This is a genomic window from Tatumella sp. JGM118 (genome assembly GCF_018257515.1).
GTDB lineage: Bacteria > Pseudomonadota > Gammaproteobacteria > Enterobacterales > Enterobacteriaceae > Tatumella > Tatumella terrea.
In genome coordinates, this window is sequence record NZ_JAERJR010000011.1 from 91,520 (window position 1) to 108,337 (window position 16,818).

Consider the following 16,818-nt stretch of genomic DNA (forward strand, 5'->3'; position numbering starts at 1 on the left):
CTGCAAAGCCTGTGAATAAGGAATAATTATGAGGCAAGATAAGCCAGGTGTTCTGCTGGTCAATCTGGGCACTCCCGATGCCCCCACACCTGCGGCAGTAAAGCGTTATCTGAAGCAATTTCTGAGTGATAAGCGCGTCGTCGATGTGCCGCGTATTATCTGGTGGCCGGTATTGCGTGGCGCTATCCTGCCATTGCGTTCTCCGCGCGTAGCAAAGCTTTATGCATCGGTATGGATGGATGAGGGCTCGCCGCTGCTGGTCTACAGCAAGCGTCAACGGGACGCACTGGCGAAGCTCACCGATATGCCGGTCGCCTTAGGCATGTCTTACGGCAATCCGTCACTGCTGAGTGGTGTGGATGAACTGCTGGAGCAGGGGGTCACCCGCCTGATCGTTTTACCGTTATATCCCCAATTCTCATCATCGACGGTCTCGGCGGTCTGGGACGGACTCCATGACATTTTCCGGAGCCGGCGGACCTTACCGGATATTCAACTGATCCGCGATTATGCCACCCATCCCGGTTATATCGCCGCACTGAAGGACTCGGTAGAGCGTTCATTTGCGCAGCATGGAAAGCCGGATGTGCTGTTACTGTCCTATCACGGGATCCCGCAACGTTTCGCCAATCAGGGCGATGATTATCCGCTTCGTTGTGAACATACCACGGCATGCCTGCGTGAGGCCCTGGGGATGAACGAAGACGAATTAATCATGACTTTCCAGTCGCGGTTTGGTCGCGAACCCTGGCTGATGCCTTATACGGATGAAACCGTGAAGTCTCTGCCGGAAAAAGGCATTCGTCATATCCAGGTCATGAGTCCCGGTTTCTCTGCCGACTGTCTGGAAACACTGGAAGAGATCAACGAACAAAACCGTGAGTTCTTCCTGCATGCGGGGGGGGAGAAGTTCGAATATATCCCGGCATTGAACGATGATGAGTTACATATCCGCATGATGTTACAGCTGGTAAATTCTGAGCGATGAAACCCCGGTTAATCGTCGGGAATATGGTAAGATCCACGCTTTATTCCTGCGATTAACTTAATATTATGAAATTTCCTGGTCAGCGCAAATCCAAACATTACTTTCCGGTCAGTGCCCGTGACCCGTTACTGCAGGCTGACCCTGCAGAGTCTCTTACCACATCCCCGGTGGTCGGTATTGATCAGACGATGGTGGATATAGAAGCAAAAGTCGATGATGCTTTTATTGAACGTTATGGTCTCAGCCGAGGGCATTCACTGGTTATCGAAGATGATGTTGCAGAAGCACTGTATCAGGAATTAGTACAGAAGAAGCTTATCAGTGATCAGTTTGCCGGTGGCACTATCGGCAATACTCTGCATAACTACTCAGTGCTGGCAGATGACCGCTCGGTCCTGCTGGGGGTGATGTGCGGCAATATCACGGTCGGTGATTATGCGTATCGCTACCTCTGTAATACCTCGAGCAAAGTTGACCTGAACTGCCTGCAGGGCGTCAACGGTTCGATTGGCCGTTGTTACACTCTGATTGGTGACAATGGCGAACGTACCTTTGCCATAAGCCCGGGGGCCATGAATCAGCTGCATCCGGAGAATATTCCGGAAGCCGTCATTGCTGAAGCCTCGGCTCTGGTGCTGACCTCTTACCTGGTGCGTGCGAAAGAGGGGGAACCCATGCCGCAGGCCACCATGAAAGCCATCGAATATGCTAAAAAACACCAGGTTCCGGTGGTTCTGACCCTGGGGACCCGTCATGTCATTGCCGAAAACCCGGCATTCTGGCGTGAGTTCCTGCAGCAGCATATTTCGATCGTCGCCATGAACGAAGACGAAGCCTGTGAGCTGACCGGGGAGTCGGACCCGTTGCTGGCCGCGGATATGGCCTTACAATGGGTCGACCTGGTGCTGTGCACCGCCGGGCCGGCGGGACTGTATATGGCGGGTTACAGTGACGAAGAGGTATTACGCCGCACGAATCTGCCATTATTACCCGGGGCCATCGCTGAATTTAACCAGTATGAATTCAGTCGTGCCATGCGCTATCAGGATTGTAACCGTCCGGTGAAAGTCTTCTCCCATATTGCCCCTTACATGGGCGGGCCGGAAAAAATCATGAATACTAATGGCGCAGGAGATGGTGCACTGGCCGCGGTATTACACGATATTTCCGCCAATAACTATCACCGGCAGAAAGTGCCGAACTCGGCCAAACACTCTCAGTCATTCCTGACTTACTCTTCGCTGGCTCAGGTCTGTAAGTATGCAAACCGTGTCAGTTACCAGGTACTGAACCAGCATTCACCGCGTCTGAGTCGCGGGCTGCCCGAACGTGAAGACAGCCTGGAAGAGGCCTACTGGGACAGGTAAAACAGACCGCGCCCGTGGCATTCTTCACGGGCGCGTGCTCCGGCCCGCGGCCCCGGCCGCTATACCGCATACGGCGCTGAACTCTCCGCGGCCAGAATATTGGCCATACTCTCTGCGATTTCCCGTTCCCCCATAATAACGTTATCCGCCCCGTGTTCGGTGAGATAGGTGACTTCATCGTCATAATGAGCGCGGGCAATGATGGCGATATCCTGGCGACTCCCGCGGGCCGCTGCTGCCACCTCTCCGGACTCATAACCATTGGGGATGGTTAAAAACAGCCAGCGTGCGCAGTCCAGCCGGGCAATGTCCATGATATCGGTGCGCGCGGCGTTACCCGCGACAGCTGCAAACCCCTGTTCGCGGATAATCTCCACACGGGTACGGCTGGTTTCCACCACCACTACCGGGACCTGTCGCTGACGGAGCTTCTCACAAAGCAGGCTACCGACCCGTCCGTAACCGACCACAATGGCATGGTGACAGAGAGTCAGTGGCACGGGGAGTTCTTCCGGCTCGTCAGCGTCGCCGGCAGGCGTCGTTTCTCCGGAAGGCCCGGTCGTTGCCAGATAGCGTTCTGCCAGACTGAACATCACCGGGTTCACCATAATCGACAGAATGGCGGCGGCCAGTACCAGATTACGACCGTCATCGTTCAGTAATCCCAGTGAGACCCCCAGACCGGCCAGAATAAAGGCAAATTCACCAATCTGGGCAAGGCTGACGGAGATGGTTAAGGCGGTACGCCGTGTATGGCCAAGCCAGGTAACCAGCAACCAGGCCGCCAGCGATTTACCGACCAGAACAATGGCCAGTGCGCCGAGTACCGCCAGGGGGCGTTCAATCAGAATATGCGGGTCAAACAGCATACCGACGGAGACAAAAAACAGCACCGCAAAGGCATCGCGTAGCGGCAGCGTATCATGGGCTGCCCGGTGGCTGAGTTCAGATTCATTCAGCACCATCCCGGCAAAAAAAGCCCCCAGCGCGAATGACACATCAAAAAATTCCACGGCCCCAAATGCAATCCCGAGCGCCAGAGCCAGAACCGCCAGCGTGAATAACTCCCGCGACCCGGTGGCGGCACTTTTCGCCAGGATCCACGGGACGACCCGGCGGCCAAAAACCACCATAATCACCATAAAGGCGATCACTTTACCGATGGTGATCAGCAGGTCGCGGAACAGCAGCCCGATACTGGCATTACCCTGTTCCATCATCCCGGCAATGGCGGGTAACAGAACCAGGGTCAGTACCATCACCAGGTCTTCGACAATCAGCCAGCCAATGGCGATACGCCCGCGCTGACTGTCAACCAGTTGCCGTTCTTCCAGGGCTCTGAGCAGGACAACCGTACTGGCGGTCGAGAGGCAAAGGCCGAACACCAGCCCGGTCATCATGCTCCATCCCAGGATAGCCGAGAGACCGACCCCGAGTAATGTCGCCACAAAAATCTGTGCGATGGCCCCGGGGATAGCAATGGCTTTAACGGTCATCAGGTCTTTCAGGGAGAAATGCAGTCCGACACCGAACATCAGCAGAATAACGCCCAGCTCGGCCAGTTCCGGTGCCAGATTGGTATCCGCCACAAAGCCCGGGGTAAAAGGCCCGACCAGCACACCGGCAAGTAAATAGCCGACCAGCGGGGAGAATCGTAATTTATTCGCCAGCATACCCAGCAAAAAGGCCAGAACCAGGGCGCTGACGATAGTGGTGATCAGGGGGGTGGTATGATGCATTGTCTCTCCTTTAAAGCCGGGCGACCGCTTTCACTGCCAGGGGTGAGAGGAAAATGACGCAGTCCGCAGGACGGACAGTCGCGATAAAAACGTTAAAAATCCGTTACTGAGTCAGTAAAAAAGGCATAAGGGCAAAAATAACCTGAATTCTGTCTTTCAGCCTGAATTCACGGAGTAAACCCTTAAATAAAGAATAAGTAAAACAGCAGAATGACACAAACGGTGCCGCTGAAAGTTGAGAGACAGACACCATTTTTTTAGTTTTCCTGACAAAACCCCGGATTTATCGACTCATTAATATCCCTGATATTCATAAATTCTCGCCGGCGGCACAGGATCCTCAGGGTTTATCACCTGTTGCAGCGCCGGCCACCGGGGCACCCGACAGCCCGGGCCGCAGAGTAAAACCCGCTTTCAGACGGAGCCTGATGAATCAACACACCGACGCCTGACGAGCCGGCTCGCTCAGGCTTTACGACCGGGTTGCCGTGCCGGAAGATGACTGAGGGCGGATAAAAGTTTTTGCCGGTCAGTCGCGGATGGAGCCTGAGCAAACCGGGTCCGGACGGAGAACCCGGCCGCGGGGGCTGGCTCACTAAGCATTTACGGGGGCGGTGCCGCGCCGGAAGACTGCTGAGGGCGGATAAAACGTTTTTCTCCGTTCAGTCCCGGATGGAACCTGAGCAAACCGGGAAAAGCCAGTCCACCATCAGTGCCGCAGTAGCCCGGCGGGAAGATGATAGGGAGTTCCTGTTCTTTGACCGGCGCGGCAGGCAGCCGGTACTGACGGAAGCGGGGCGTTCGCACTGGTCAGCGTCCGGGAGATCCTGGCCGCCTGCCGTCGTCCGGATGATTTAGCGATAGGTTGATCCCGCGGCACCGGGCCGGGGCTGACCCTGGCAGTGTCAGATGTCTGGTCCGCCGAACATCATGAAACTCTGTCACACCGTTTTGCGGAGCAGTATCAGGATATCGAATTTGAATGCAGAGTCGCGGAAAATGATGACATAGCGGATTTTCTGCAAACCGGCCGGGTCGTTCCGGGGCGTGCGTGAACGCAGTGTTGCCGGACCGGGTCGCCCGACGCCTGCAGGTGCTGGTCAGAATGGGGCTCTCTATATTCATCACCAGCATCCTCTGGCGGGTTACGAACAGGTGAGCGGGGCGCAGCTCAGAGAGGTGCGGGAATGACGGCAGAATACCCGGATGCGGCCTCCCGACAATAAAAGTGAGGGGCCTTCGTGGTCAGCCCCCCTTATCTGTTGCTCCGCGATATAGCAGAGCAGGGATTTGACGGGACAACGTTGCCTTGCTGGCTGGTCAGGCCATTCGGGCGCAGACGTTAGCCGGCGGGCAGCAACAAAGCAGGAGACATGTTATCTGGTCAGCCTGCCATCCGCCGGGACCGACGGGGTATCGGATGATTGACCAGTTTTGTCAGCAGAAGGATTAGTCGTGGCGGGCGATATCCGCAAAAGGGGCCGTCAGCAGAGCCGCCAGATCGGCCGGCGCCAGCGATATATCCAGCCCGCGTTTTCCGCCGGAGATATACATTTCCGGCAGGGAGGCGGCGCTGGCATCAATCACGGTCGGCAGGCGTTTCTTTTGCCCTAACGGACTGATCCCGCCAACCAGATAGCCGGTCACCCGCTGAGCTAATTGCGGGTCGGCCATTTCAGCTTTTTTAGCCCCCAGCGATTTAGCGACTTTTTTCAGATCAAGCTGTGTCGCCACCGGCGTGACTGCCACGGCCAGATGTTTACTGTCACCATTCAGGGCCACCAGCAAGGTTTTAAACACCTGAGCAGCGTCCAGCTGAAGTTTGCGTACCACTTCATCACCAAAATTTGTCTCATTGCTGTCATGATCATATTGATGGGTCAGGAAGTTAATCTTCTGCTTTTCCAGCAGATTAATGGCTGGCGTCATAAAGAGATCCTTTTAAACTATCGAACATACATACTTTTCCGATCCTCTGACGGGCAGAGGGTCACCGGCCAAACATCGCAGGCAGATTATCGTCACCATAAAGATGGAGTGCCCCTACCGCCATCAGGTAGCGGCCGGGAGGCAGGCGGATCAGTTTCTGCTGCCATTCGGCATTACGTTTTTTGATCAGAACATCGTTCAGGGAATGACCAAATGAAGAAGGCAGCAGGTCATTGGTCAGCCCTCCGCGTGGCGGGCCTTCGACCCACCAGCTGATCATCGTTTGCAGTAACCGGGCATTGGTATGCCAGTGCTGCAGGGAGTCCGTCAGCAGATCGATGCCGTCTTCCGGTAAGCGGGTCAGCATCTCCAGCTGTGTTCCGGCCCCCTCCAGCTCAATCACGGGTTTATTCAGGGTTTTTGCGGCCTGCAGTAGCTGATAATCAATGCCATACTCCGGACGCAGCCCTAACCGCTGAGCCTGCCGGCTCTGTAAGATCAGCGCTATCTGCCACGCCGGCAGCGTATCCAGCGTTGAGACTGGCAACTCACACTCCGCGCACCGCTTTTCAAGTTCTGCGTTCAGCGTTGCACTAAATCGTTCCTGTAACGGCGGTCGTGCATCGGCAGGCGGTGGCAGAGAGGGCGATGACAGGATGTCGGCTTCAACAATCAGCGCGTCGGCGGCCCGTAACTGCTTTAGCAGAGGCTCAGACAGCGGGTACATATCCCGCGTACCCATATGGATACTGCCGGTCAGATGTATCCGGCAGTCATTCACCCGCAGATCAACCGCCGGCCAGGGATAACTGACCGGGTGGAGATAGCGCCATAGTTTTTCCAGTCGCTGCCAGAGGAGTGTCATTACCTGAGATACCGTCGTTCAGAGGATGCGTCTATGCTAGTCATTTCCGTGCTCCGGGGATAGCTTATTCTGTACCGGCAACCGATAGCGTAATAAACGGTTAGCATTGGTGACCACAGTAATGGATGACAGCGCCATCGCGGCACCGGCAATGACCGGGTTCAGCAAGGTGCCGGTCAGCGGATAAAGTACTCCGGCCGCCACCGGGATCCCGATGCAGTTGTAGACAAACGCACCCAGCAGATTTTGTTTCATATTGCGCAGGGTCGCCCTGGCAATCAGCAGTCCGTCGGCGACGGCCTGAAGATCGTTACGCATTAATGCCAGGGTAGCCGTTTCCACCGCCACATCGCTACCCCCACGGATAGCAATCCCGGTATCTGCCTGCGCCAGGGCAGGGGCATCGTTGATCCCGTCACCGACCATCGCCACGCGGTGCCCTTTTTTCTGTAACCCACGGATAGTCGCAGCCTTTTCATCCGGCAGTACCCCGGCAATCACCTGCGGGATCCCGGCGGCTTTGGCAATCACGCCGGCCGCTTCGGGCTGGTCGCCGGTCAGCATCACCACGTTATAGCCGAGTTGTTGCAACTGCCGTACCACCCGGGGCGTCTCCGGACGTAACGGGTCACTGACCGTGATCAGGGCGGCAGGCCGGTTGTCGATCGCCAGCAAGACCGGGGTTTCGCCACGTTCTGCCGCCTGGCGGATGGCATCCTCTGCAATACTCAGGTCCACCCCGGCTTCCGTCAGCAATGTCATATTACCCAGTAACAGCGACTGTGTGTTATGGCGTGCGGACAGCCCTTTGCCCGCGACCGTCTGCACATTCGCGATATCAGGTAATACCCTGCCGGCGGCCTGTGCCAGAATGGCTTTGGCCAGCGGGTGTGACGAGTGTTGCTCCATCGCGGCGGCCAGCGACAGAACGTCATCCTCACCGGCATCGTTAAACAGCGTGATACCGGTCACCGAAGGATGCCCGGTGGTCAGTGTCCCGGTTTTGTCGAACACCACCGTATCCGCGCTGCTCGCCTGTTGCAGCGCATCGGCATCTTTGACCAGTACACCGGCGACGGCGGCCCGGCCTACCCCGGCAATCACCGACATCGGGGTCGCCAGTCCCAGGGCACAAGGGCAGGCAATGATCAGTACGGTGGTGATCACGACCATGCTGTAGGCAAGCTGCGGGGCCGGTCCGGCCAGATACCAGATAACCCCGCTGAGCAGCGCAATGGCAATCACTGCCGGTACAAAGACGGCAGAAATACGATCCGCCAGCTGGCCGATGCGGGGTTTACTGCTTTGGGCATTTCTCACCAGCGAGATGATCCTGGCCAGGGCCGTATTCTTCCCGGTGGCCGTTGCCCGGAAAATCAGTGAACCGTCACTGACCAGAGTCCCGGCATGCAGGAGATCACCGGCCTGTTTTTTCTGTGGCCAGGCTTCGCCGGTCAGCATCGATTCGTCGACACGGCCTTCCCCGTCACTGATCACGCCATCCACCGGGATCCGATCCCCGGTCCGCAGGTGGATCCGCATACCGGTTTCGATGGCACTGACCGGCAGACGCTTTTCCTCTTTACCGTTGACGATCGTAGCTTCTGCCGGGGCGAGGGCGATTAATTTTTCCAGTGCCTGTGAGGAATGCTGTCGTGCGCGCTGTTCCAGCGCATGGCCGAGGTTAATCAGCCCGATTATCATGGTACAGGCTTCAAAGTAGAGATGGCGTGCGGCCTCCGGAAAGTGAGCCGGGAATAACACCACCGCGGCAGAATATAGCCAGGCGACAGCCGTGCCCAGCGCGACCAGCGTATCCATGGTCGCTGTCCGGTTACGCAGACTTTTCCACGCACTGCGATAGAAATGGGCACCGGAAAGGATCATGACCAGCAGAGTGATCACCCCGATGCTGAGCCACAGATTATGATTCTCCGCGCTCAGCATCATATGCTGGCCGGTCATCCCCCAAATCATCACCGGGATACCGGTCAGCAGAGCCAGCGCTGCCTGCCAGCTAAAACGGATAAAACGTTGCCGTGACGTTTTCTTCTGTGTTTCACGGCGTTCGTTATCATCGCTGATCAGCAGTGCGTGGTACCCGGCGGCGCTGACCGCGGCCAGCAGGGCGTCAGGCTGAGGTTGTCCCGAAATCAACGCACTGCGATCGGCCAGGTTGACCCGCGCCTGACGGACACCGGAGACCTGACTGAGTGCTTTTTCAACCCGGCTGACACAGCTCGCGCAGCTCATACCTTCAATCAGCAGCTGGACGGCCTGATCGTCCTCATTCAGCGGGGAGGCCGGAACGGTGTCCGCTGGCAGCCCGTCCGGCACGGGATCTGTTGCTGTCAGCGGTTCAGACTTTGGGTGGCTTTCACCGGTCTGCTGGCTGGCATGGTAACCGGCCTTTTCGATATCGGCGATCAGGTCTGCTGCCCGTGCGGTGCCGGTGACCTGAGCCTGTTCCAGGGTGACCTCTGCAGCCGTCACATCACTGCGCTGTTCCAGCACTTCTTTGACCCGCCGGATACAGTGACCGCAGGAAAGACCATCCAGTTTCAGTTGTGTAGTATCAGACATAGTTTTTTCCTTCTATTACAGAACGTGGAGCGTCACGATATTAAAAGTCTAAACCTTCCGGTAAGGTAAAGGTCAACAGAAAAAGCCGCACCGGCCCCGGCAACCACGGAGAAGCCCGATGAACATCAGTGATATTGCACGTAAAACCGGTTTATCCGGTAAAGCGATACGGTTTTATGAAGAGAAGGGCATCATTACCCCGCCGGAACGGTCGGCCAATGGCTACCGGCATTATGTCGGCCACCATATTGAAGAACTGACGCTGTTACGTCAGGCACGGCAGGTCGGGTTCAGTCTGGAGGAGTGTCGTGAGCTGGTGGGTATGTTTAACGACCCGCAGCGTCACAGTGCGGATATCAAGGCCAGAACGCTCAGGAAGGTACAGGAACTGGACAGGCAGATGGCGGAGTTGCAACAGATGCGACAGCGGTTATTAACGCTTGCAGAAAGCTGCCCCGGAGATGACGGGGCAGCCTGCCCGATTATCGATTCTCTGGCCGGGTGCTGTCATCAGACCGCGAACCCGAAATCCGTCGATCAGTAAAGCAGGGAATAGAGCTGACGGCGGAATTTACCGGCTAACGCATCACCGGTACCCAGTGCGGCCAGGATCTCCTGAAAGGTTTTACGCAGTTCACCGCCACCGGCGGCGAGATCGCTTTTCAGAAAGCTGAACAACAGCTCCAGTGCTTCTTCGTTACGACCGACCTGATGGAACTGTACGGCCAGTTTTGCGGCAAGCGCCGCGTTGGCCGGGTCGGCTGCCAGCTCGTTCTGTAACTGCTGAATTTCCGGGGTATCGGCGGCCTGGCGCAGCAGATCGATCTGTGCAATCAGCCCCTGGTAACGGCTATCCTGATCCTGCAACGGAACATGCTTCAGCACCTCTTCCGCTTCGTCGCTGCGGTTCAGGGTGATCAGCGTTTCTGCCAGCAGGAAGCCGGTCTCACTGGATTGCTGGCTGAGCTGCCATGCCTCTTTCAGTAACGGCAGTGCCTCAAGGGGTTTCTCTTCGGCCAGTAAGGCGGTGGCCTGCTGAAGCTTAATTTCATCTTCACGCGGCAATACTTTCTGTAGCAGTGCGCGGATGGCTTCTTCCGGTTGCGGGCCCTGGAAACCATCGACCGGCTGACCGTCCTTAAACAGATAGACGGTAGGGATGGCCCTCAGACCAAACTGTGAAGCGACCATCTGCTGTTCATCACAATCCAGTTTTGCCAGCACAAACTGTCCCTGATATTCGCCGGCCAGTTTTTCCAGCACCGGGGTCAGTTCCTGACAATGCTGGCTGCGGGCAGACCAGAAATAAAACAGCACCGGTACCTGCATGGACTGCTCAAGCACCTGCTGCAGATTGGATTCATTAACGTCAGTGATCGGGGCTTGCTGTAACATAAGCTGTATTCCTTGGTCTGAAAATAGTTACCGTTATCCGCAGGATATGGGGGATCTTTTCCCGGACTTCAACCGGTTATTTCTCTCTGGCGGAATGATTGCTTAAAATCCGATCCAGAACTCTCCCGGGTAACAGACGGCGTGCGACAGACATCACATGGGCGACCACGGTCACCGGATAACGCTGTTTCGGGAAACGGCTCTCCAGCGCATGCCGCAATTTCGGCAGGACAGCTTCCGGCGGCAGGGTAAAGCGGGCGGCAATGCCGGGATTAGTGACCGGTTCATCGGCGACACCCTGCACGACATTCTCACTGAACCCCGTGGAGATGGGGCCGGGTTCGATCAAACTGACATGAATACCTTCCGGTTTCAGCTCCATGCGCAGTGCATCTGACCAGGCCTCCAGGGCATATTTACTGGCGGCATAGGCTCCCCGGCCGGGGGTGGAGATCAGGCCCATCACCGAACTGGTGTTGATGATACGGGCATTCCCGGCCGCTCTCAGCGCGGGCAACAGCAGCATCGTCAGCTGGTGTACCGCAAAGAAATTGGCGGAAAACTGTTTTTCCATCTGCTCACGGGACAGGGCGGGTAAGGCACCATACACGCCAAAGCCGGCATTATTGAACAGCCCGTGCAGCCGGCCATCACACAGCGTAATCACCTCGTGTGCTGCGTTGCTGACGCTCTCTGCATCGTCCAGATCCAGCAGAATACCGCAATATCCCAGTTGCACCATACGGCGCACATCGTCCGGTTTTCTGCAGGCGGCAATCACACGATAGCCACGGTTCAGTAAATCGCTGGCGGCAACGGCACCGATGCCGCTTGAGCAGCCGGTAATCAGAATATTTTTTTGCATAACATCACATCAGAAGAGGAATGGATGCGCCTCAGCCTCAGGCGCCCGGTCCGGTAAAGTATTACACACAAAACCGGCAGAGTACCAATCGCGGAGCAGGCAGGGTAAGGGAAGATGACCGCAGCGCCCGGAGGCTGCTGCGGTAAAGTGTTCAGAGTTTTTCGCAAGCCCAGGGGATGGCAGCGGCGTATTCCGCCGGGAGCTGGCAGACCAGTGCCTGTAATTCCTGTTGCAAGCGGTCGGGATGACTGTCGGTCAGGTTCAGGTGGCCCAGCTTGCGGCCCGGACGAACCTCTTTGTCGTACCAGTGCAGATGGACCAGAGGATGTGACAGCCACCGGATGTCCAGTTCGCAACCTATCAGGTTAACCATCACCGACGGTGCGAAGACCACCGGTTCGGGGAGGGGCAGACCGGTGATTGCCCGCAGATGCAACGCAAACTGGCTGATCGAAGCACCATTCTGTGTCCAGTGACCGCTGTTATGAACCCGCGGGGCCAGTTCGTTAATTAACAGGCCTTCAGGAGTAATAAAACATTCCATCGCCATCACACCGACATAGTCCAGTTCCTGCATAATCGCTGTCAGCATCGACTCGGCTTGGCGCTGCTGTGCGGCATCCGGCTCAGGCAGGGCAACACTGCACATCAGAATACCGTTATGGTGCAGGTTATGGGTCAGGGGATAAAAGACCAGCGTGCCGTCATGACCACGGGCACCGACCAGGGAAACCTCACCGGAAAAATCTATGCCCTGTTCCACGATACATTCGCCATAGCACTCTTCCGGCAGCGTCTGACAATCGCTCTCCCGCAGTCGCCACTGGCCGCGGCCATCATAGCCCCCGGTCCGGCGTTTCACGATGGCCAGGTCGCCCAGGCGCTGAAAAACCTCCGGCCACTGTGCTGCATCGCTCAGCAGTTGCCACGGGGCCGTCGCCAGGCCTAACTGATCGAGCAGTTGCTTCTGGGTCAGACGGTCGGCCAGTCGCGGAAAAATATCCCGGTTAACAAACGCCGGATGACTGGCCAGGGCCTGTGTCAGCGGGGTTTCAGGCCAGCGTTCGATTTCGGCGGTGATCACGCTCTCGCGGATAGGCAGGCTTTCCGGTTCTGCATCAATACCGACAGGGTAGACAGCAATTCCCAGCGGCTCCCCGGCCTGGCGTAGCATCCGTCCCAGTTGTCCGTTACCTAATACGCAAACCGGTTTCATGCGTCTTCCTCCCGTGGGTCCGGATGGTTCAGCACCGCTTCACTTTGCTGCGTCCGCCAGTCGGACAGACGCTGCGCCAGTCCGGCATCATTAACGGCCAGAATTTGCGCGGCCAGCAGAGCGGCGTTGGCGGCACCGGCTTTACCGATCGCCAGCGTCCCGACCGGGATCCCGCGCGGCATCTGCACGATAGAATACAGGCTATCGACACCGCTGAGCGCTGCGCTCTGTACCGGGACACCCAGTACCGGCACCAGGGTTTTGGCCGCCAGCATACCTGGCAGGTGTGCTGCACCGCCGGCACCGGCAATAATCACATGAAAGCCCTGCTGCTGTGCATTCTCAGCAAAGCTGAACAATTTATCCGGGGTGCGGTGTGCAGACACCACTTCCACGTGGTGCGCAAGATCCAGTTCGTTAAGAATTTCTGCAGCATACTGCATCGTAGCCCAGTCACTTTTAGAACCCATAATGATAGCGATACGGGCCGGGGCAGTATTCGACGACATGCGGTCAACTCCTGTGAGTAGATAAAAAACCTGAAGGCGGACAGGTATTACACCTTGAGAAGGGCGTGAGAATAGCATGAGTCGGGAAGAAGGAAAACGGTTGCGTCGTGACACAACCGGACAAAATAGCCTGATTTACCAGGGGAAAGCGATGAGGCTGACCCCGTCTGCATCCAGCTGGATCATAGAACCTTCCTGATGCCAGGCACCGAGGACGGCCCGCTCTGCGGGATGATCACTGACAGTGAGACGATGAATGGCCGGACGGTGGGTATGACCATGGATCAACAGTGAGGCCTGGTAACGTTCCATCACGGCTTCGACGGCCTGTTGATTCACATCCATGATTTGCTGGCTTTTGGTCTGATTGGCCTGCTGACTGTCATTACGTAACCGGACGGCGACTTTCTGGCGCAGCCACAACGGCAGCCTCAGAAACAGGCGCTGCAGCCAGGGCTGATGAACCTTCTCGCGAAAGCGCAGGTAACCGGCATCATCGGTGCAGAGGGTATCACCATGCATAATCAGAACGCGGTGACCATAGAGTTCCAGTAACTGTTCTTCGGGGAGTAACTGCATACCGCAGCGGGCAGCAAACTTTTTCCCCAGTAAGAAGTCGCGATTACCGTGGATAAACCAGACCGGGATCGTCAGGGCAGAGAGCGCCTCAGCGACCTGCTGGTGCAGCGGGTTCGGGTCATCATCGCCGATCCAGCTTTCAAACAGATCGCCCAGGATATACAGGGCTTCACAGGCTGTGGCTTCACGCTGTAAAAAACGCAGAAAACCGGCAGTAATTGCCGGTTCCTGCTGACACAGATGCAAATCTGCAATAAAAAGTGTCCGCGACATTACTCGCTGATGGTCACTTTCTGAATGACAACGTCTTCTTTAGGGACGTCCTGGTGCATACCGCTACGGCCGGTAGAAACTGCTTTGATTTTCTCAACCACATCCATACCTTCGACCACTTCGGCGAAGACACAGTAGCCCCAGCCCTGAACGCTTTCATCACGGAAGTTCAGGAAGTCATTATCTGCAACGTTGATGAAGAACTGTGCTGTGGCAGAGTGCGGTGCAGAAGTACGTGCCATTGCCAGTGTACCGCGGGTGTTCTTCAGACCATTGCTGGCTTCGTTACGGATTTCAGCGTTGGTTGATTTCTGCTTCATCCCTGGCTCAAAACCACCCCCCTGGATCATGAAGCCATTGATGACGCGATGGAAAATGGTGTTGTCATAAAACCCTTCACGGCAGTAGGTCAGAAAGTTTTCTACGGTAGCCGGGGCTTTATCATCGAAGGTTTTGATGACGATATCACCAAAATTAGTCTGGAAAGTGACCATAATTTCATCCTGTCATGGTTGTTGTGCAGTATTTCAGCCTTTTCTGTGATTCAGAAAGGGCATTGACGATGGCACCTTATACCATAAATTTGAGGTATACGGCAGTAGGGGAAGTGGACCTCCGGTTACCGGGCTTGCTTTACGTCGCAGTCCCGTGAAAAATACGGCACAATAACCCGAGTTATCGCACACGCAGAACACACGCAGAAACGGAAGAGTTAAATGCTAAAAATCTATAACACTCAGAGCAGACAAAAAGAGGAATTTAAACCTATTCATGCCGGGAAAATTGGCATGTACGTGTGCGGTATTACCGTTTATGACCTGTGCCATATCGGGCACGGACGGACATTTGTCGCCTTTGATGTGGTTTCCCGCTACTTACGCTACCTGGGCTATGACCTGAATTACGTAAGAAATATTACCGATATTGATGACAAAATCATTAAACGCGCGAACGAGAAAGGTGAAACCATCGGTGAACTGACCGACCGGATGATTGCCGAAATGCACCGTGATTTTGCTGCGCTGAATATCCTGCCGCCGGACGCAGAGCCCCGGGCTACCCGCCATATCCCGGAAATTATCGGGCTGGTGGAAAAACTGCTGCAACGCGGACATGCGTATGTTGCCGGTAATGGCGATGTGATGTTCGATGTGATGAGCGACAGCCATTATGGCGAACTTTCCCGCCAGGATCTGGAGCAGTTGCAGGCCGGCGCCCGCGTGGAAGTGGCGGATGTGAAGAAAAACCCGATGGACTTTGTGCTGTGGAAAATGTCGAAAGCCGATGAACCAGGCTGGGCATCTCCGTGGGGTGAGGGGCGTCCGGGCTGGCATATCGAATGTTCGGCCATGAACTGCAAACAACTGGGTGAGCATTTTGATATCCACGGCGGGGGCTCTGACCTGATGTTCCCGCACCATGAAAATGAAATTGCGCAATCGACCTGTGCTCATGGCGGTGAATACGTTAATTACTGGATGCATTCCGGAATGGTCATGGTGGACCGCGAGAAAATGTCCAAATCGCTGGGTAACTTTTTCACCGTGCGTGATGTGCTGGCCCACTATGATGCCGAAACGGTACGCTATTTTCTGATGTCCGGACATTATCGCAGCCAGTTAAACTATGGCGAAGATAACCTGAAGCAGGCCCGTTCGGCGCTGGAACGTCTGTATACCGCATTACGTAACACCGACCCGTCGGCAGTGCCGGCGGAAGGGACGGAGTTTGAGCAGCGTTTCCGCGATGCGATGGACGATGACTTTAATACGCCGGAAGCCTATTCGGTGCTGTTTGATATGGCGCGCGAAGTGAACCGGCTGAAAGCCGAAGACCCGGCCGCGGCGGAAGGTGTGGCGGCGAAATTACGTCAGTTATCCGGTGTGCTGGGGCTGTTACAGCAGGATCCGGAAGTCTTTCTGCAGAGCGCGGCCGGCAGCAATGATGATGAGGTTGCTGAAATCGAGGCACTGATTGTAATGCGTAAAGAAGCGCGTGAAACCAAAAACTGGGCTCAGGCGGACATTGCCCGTGACAAACTGAATGAGCTGGGGATCATCGTTGAAGATGGCCCGCAGGGAACGACCTGGCGGCGTAAATAACTGACGGGGGCCGGGCAGTCTGAACGGTAACAGCAGGTTACAGCAGGATGCAGGGTGAGGTTCCATCGCAGGGTGTGTACTTCACCGCTGAGTGATCACCTTTCCTGATTTCCTGAGTAGGTGAGTCAACGGTATTAACGCGATTCAGACCGGGACAAATCCCGTTGGCTGTTATGCGCTCTGCCATCATCACGTGATCCGCAGTGAGATCAGGAACAGGTCATCGCGATTCAGAACGGGTCAGAGATAAAAAAAGGGCGTCCCTCAGGACGCCCTTTTTATTGTCACCCCTAAACCACCTCCTGGGGAGGTGGTGATTGATCCTGTAAGACTATAGCCTGAAGAATGCCCATGCCGGAATATCTCTGCTTACTCACCACAAGTAAAAGGAGACAAACCAACATGGGG

Annotated in this window: 15 protein-coding genes; 4 read left to right on the plus strand and 11 right to left on the minus strand. The window is 56.0% G+C overall.

What is annotated here, in order from left to right:
- The first annotated feature begins 28 nt into the window (after positions 1 to 28).
- Both hemH and JK223_RS11525 read left to right on the plus strand, forming a co-directional pair.
- On the plus strand, positions 29 to 988 hold the full coding sequence (hemH, locus tag JK223_RS11520; protein WP_212714320.1) for a ferrochelatase: 960 nt from the start codon (positions 29 to 31) through the stop codon (positions 986 to 988).
- A 65-nt stretch (positions 989 to 1,053) separates the two neighbouring features.
- Positions 1,054 to 2,355, plus strand: coding sequence for an inosine/guanosine kinase (locus JK223_RS11525; protein WP_212714321.1), 1,302 nt, complete (start codon positions 1,054 to 1,056; stop codon positions 2,353 to 2,355).
- A 59-nt stretch (positions 2,356 to 2,414) separates the two neighbouring features.
- Here JK223_RS11525 and ybaL read toward each other — a convergent pair whose 3' ends face one another.
- The 5 genes from ybaL to JK223_RS11550 all read right to left on the minus strand — a co-directional run bounded on the left by ybaL (position 2,415) and on the right by JK223_RS11550 (position 9,471).
- Positions 2,415 to 4,094, minus strand: a complete 1,680-nt coding sequence (ybaL, locus tag JK223_RS11530) for a YbaL family putative K(+) efflux transporter (protein WP_212714322.1) — start codon at positions 4,092 to 4,094, stop codon at positions 2,415 to 2,417.
- A gap of 603 nt (positions 4,095 to 4,697) precedes the next feature.
- The gene (locus tag JK223_RS11535; protein WP_212714323.1) at positions 4,698 to 4,901 is read right to left on the minus strand and encodes a hypothetical protein; all 204 of its coding nucleotides are present in this window, start codon (positions 4,899 to 4,901) and stop codon (positions 4,698 to 4,700) included.
- A 642-nt stretch (positions 4,902 to 5,543) separates the two neighbouring features.
- Positions 5,544 to 6,023 carry a Cys-tRNA(Pro)/Cys-tRNA(Cys) deacylase YbaK gene (ybaK, locus tag JK223_RS11540; RefSeq protein ID WP_212714324.1) on the minus strand — a complete coding sequence of 160 codons (480 nt, stop codon included), beginning with the start codon at positions 6,021 to 6,023 and terminating at the stop codon, positions 5,544 to 5,546.
- A gap of 61 nt (positions 6,024 to 6,084) precedes the next feature.
- The gene (locus JK223_RS11545; RefSeq protein WP_212714325.1) at positions 6,085 to 6,888 is read right to left on the minus strand and encodes a TraB/GumN family protein; all 804 of its coding nucleotides are present in this window, start codon (positions 6,886 to 6,888) and stop codon (positions 6,085 to 6,087) included.
- Between the two features lie 36 nt (positions 6,889 to 6,924).
- The gene (locus tag JK223_RS11550) at positions 6,925 to 9,471 is read right to left on the minus strand and encodes a copper-translocating P-type ATPase (RefSeq protein WP_212714326.1); all 2,547 of its coding nucleotides are present in this window, start codon (positions 9,469 to 9,471) and stop codon (positions 6,925 to 6,927) included.
- 118 nt (positions 9,472 to 9,589) lie between these two features.
- Between JK223_RS11550 and cueR the strand changes: the two genes are divergently transcribed.
- Entirely contained in the window at positions 9,590 to 10,015 is a 426-nt protein-coding gene (cueR, locus tag JK223_RS11555; protein ID WP_212714327.1) for a Cu(I)-responsive transcriptional regulator, read from the plus strand.
- Here the strand turns inward: cueR and JK223_RS11560 are convergent.
- The 6 genes from JK223_RS11560 to ppiB form a co-directional block, all read right to left on the minus strand.
- A complete protein-coding gene (locus tag JK223_RS11560) occupies positions 10,009 to 10,866 on the minus strand; it encodes a co-chaperone YbbN (protein WP_212714328.1) in 858 nt (285 codons plus the stop codon). The two genes, cueR and JK223_RS11560, sit on opposite strands and share 7 nt — an antisense overlap.
- Positions 10,867 to 10,942: 76 nt before the next feature.
- A complete protein-coding gene (locus tag JK223_RS11565; RefSeq protein ID WP_212714329.1) occupies positions 10,943 to 11,731 on the minus strand; it encodes an SDR family oxidoreductase in 789 nt (262 codons plus the stop codon).
- A 151-nt stretch (positions 11,732 to 11,882) separates the two neighbouring features.
- The gene (gene purK / locus JK223_RS11570; RefSeq protein ID WP_212714330.1) at positions 11,883 to 12,947 is read right to left on the minus strand and encodes a 5-(carboxyamino)imidazole ribonucleotide synthase; all 1,065 of its coding nucleotides are present in this window, start codon (positions 12,945 to 12,947) and stop codon (positions 11,883 to 11,885) included.
- Positions 12,944 to 13,456: a 5-(carboxyamino)imidazole ribonucleotide mutase gene (gene purE, locus JK223_RS11575; RefSeq protein ID WP_212714331.1), complete on the minus strand. Its 513-nt coding sequence runs from the start codon at positions 13,454 to 13,456 to the stop codon at positions 12,944 to 12,946. The genes purK and purE overlap by 4 nt, the downstream gene beginning before the upstream one ends.
- A 135-nt stretch (positions 13,457 to 13,591) precedes the next feature.
- On the minus strand, positions 13,592 to 14,308 hold the full coding sequence (gene lpxH, locus JK223_RS11580; RefSeq protein ID WP_212714332.1) for a UDP-2,3-diacylglucosamine diphosphatase: 717 nt from the start codon (positions 14,306 to 14,308) through the stop codon (positions 13,592 to 13,594).
- Positions 14,308 to 14,802, minus strand: a complete 495-nt coding sequence (ppiB, locus tag JK223_RS11585; protein ID WP_212714333.1) for a peptidylprolyl isomerase B — start codon at positions 14,800 to 14,802, stop codon at positions 14,308 to 14,310. Before ppiB ends, lpxH begins: the two co-directional genes overlap by 1 nt.
- 222 nt (positions 14,803 to 15,024) lie before the next feature.
- On the opposite strand from ppiB, the gene cysS reads away from it, so the two are divergent.
- Positions 15,025 to 16,410, plus strand: coding sequence for a cysteine--tRNA ligase (cysS, locus tag JK223_RS11590; protein WP_212714334.1), 1,386 nt, complete (start codon positions 15,025 to 15,027; stop codon positions 16,408 to 16,410).
- Positions 16,411 to 16,818: the final 408 nt, after the last annotated feature.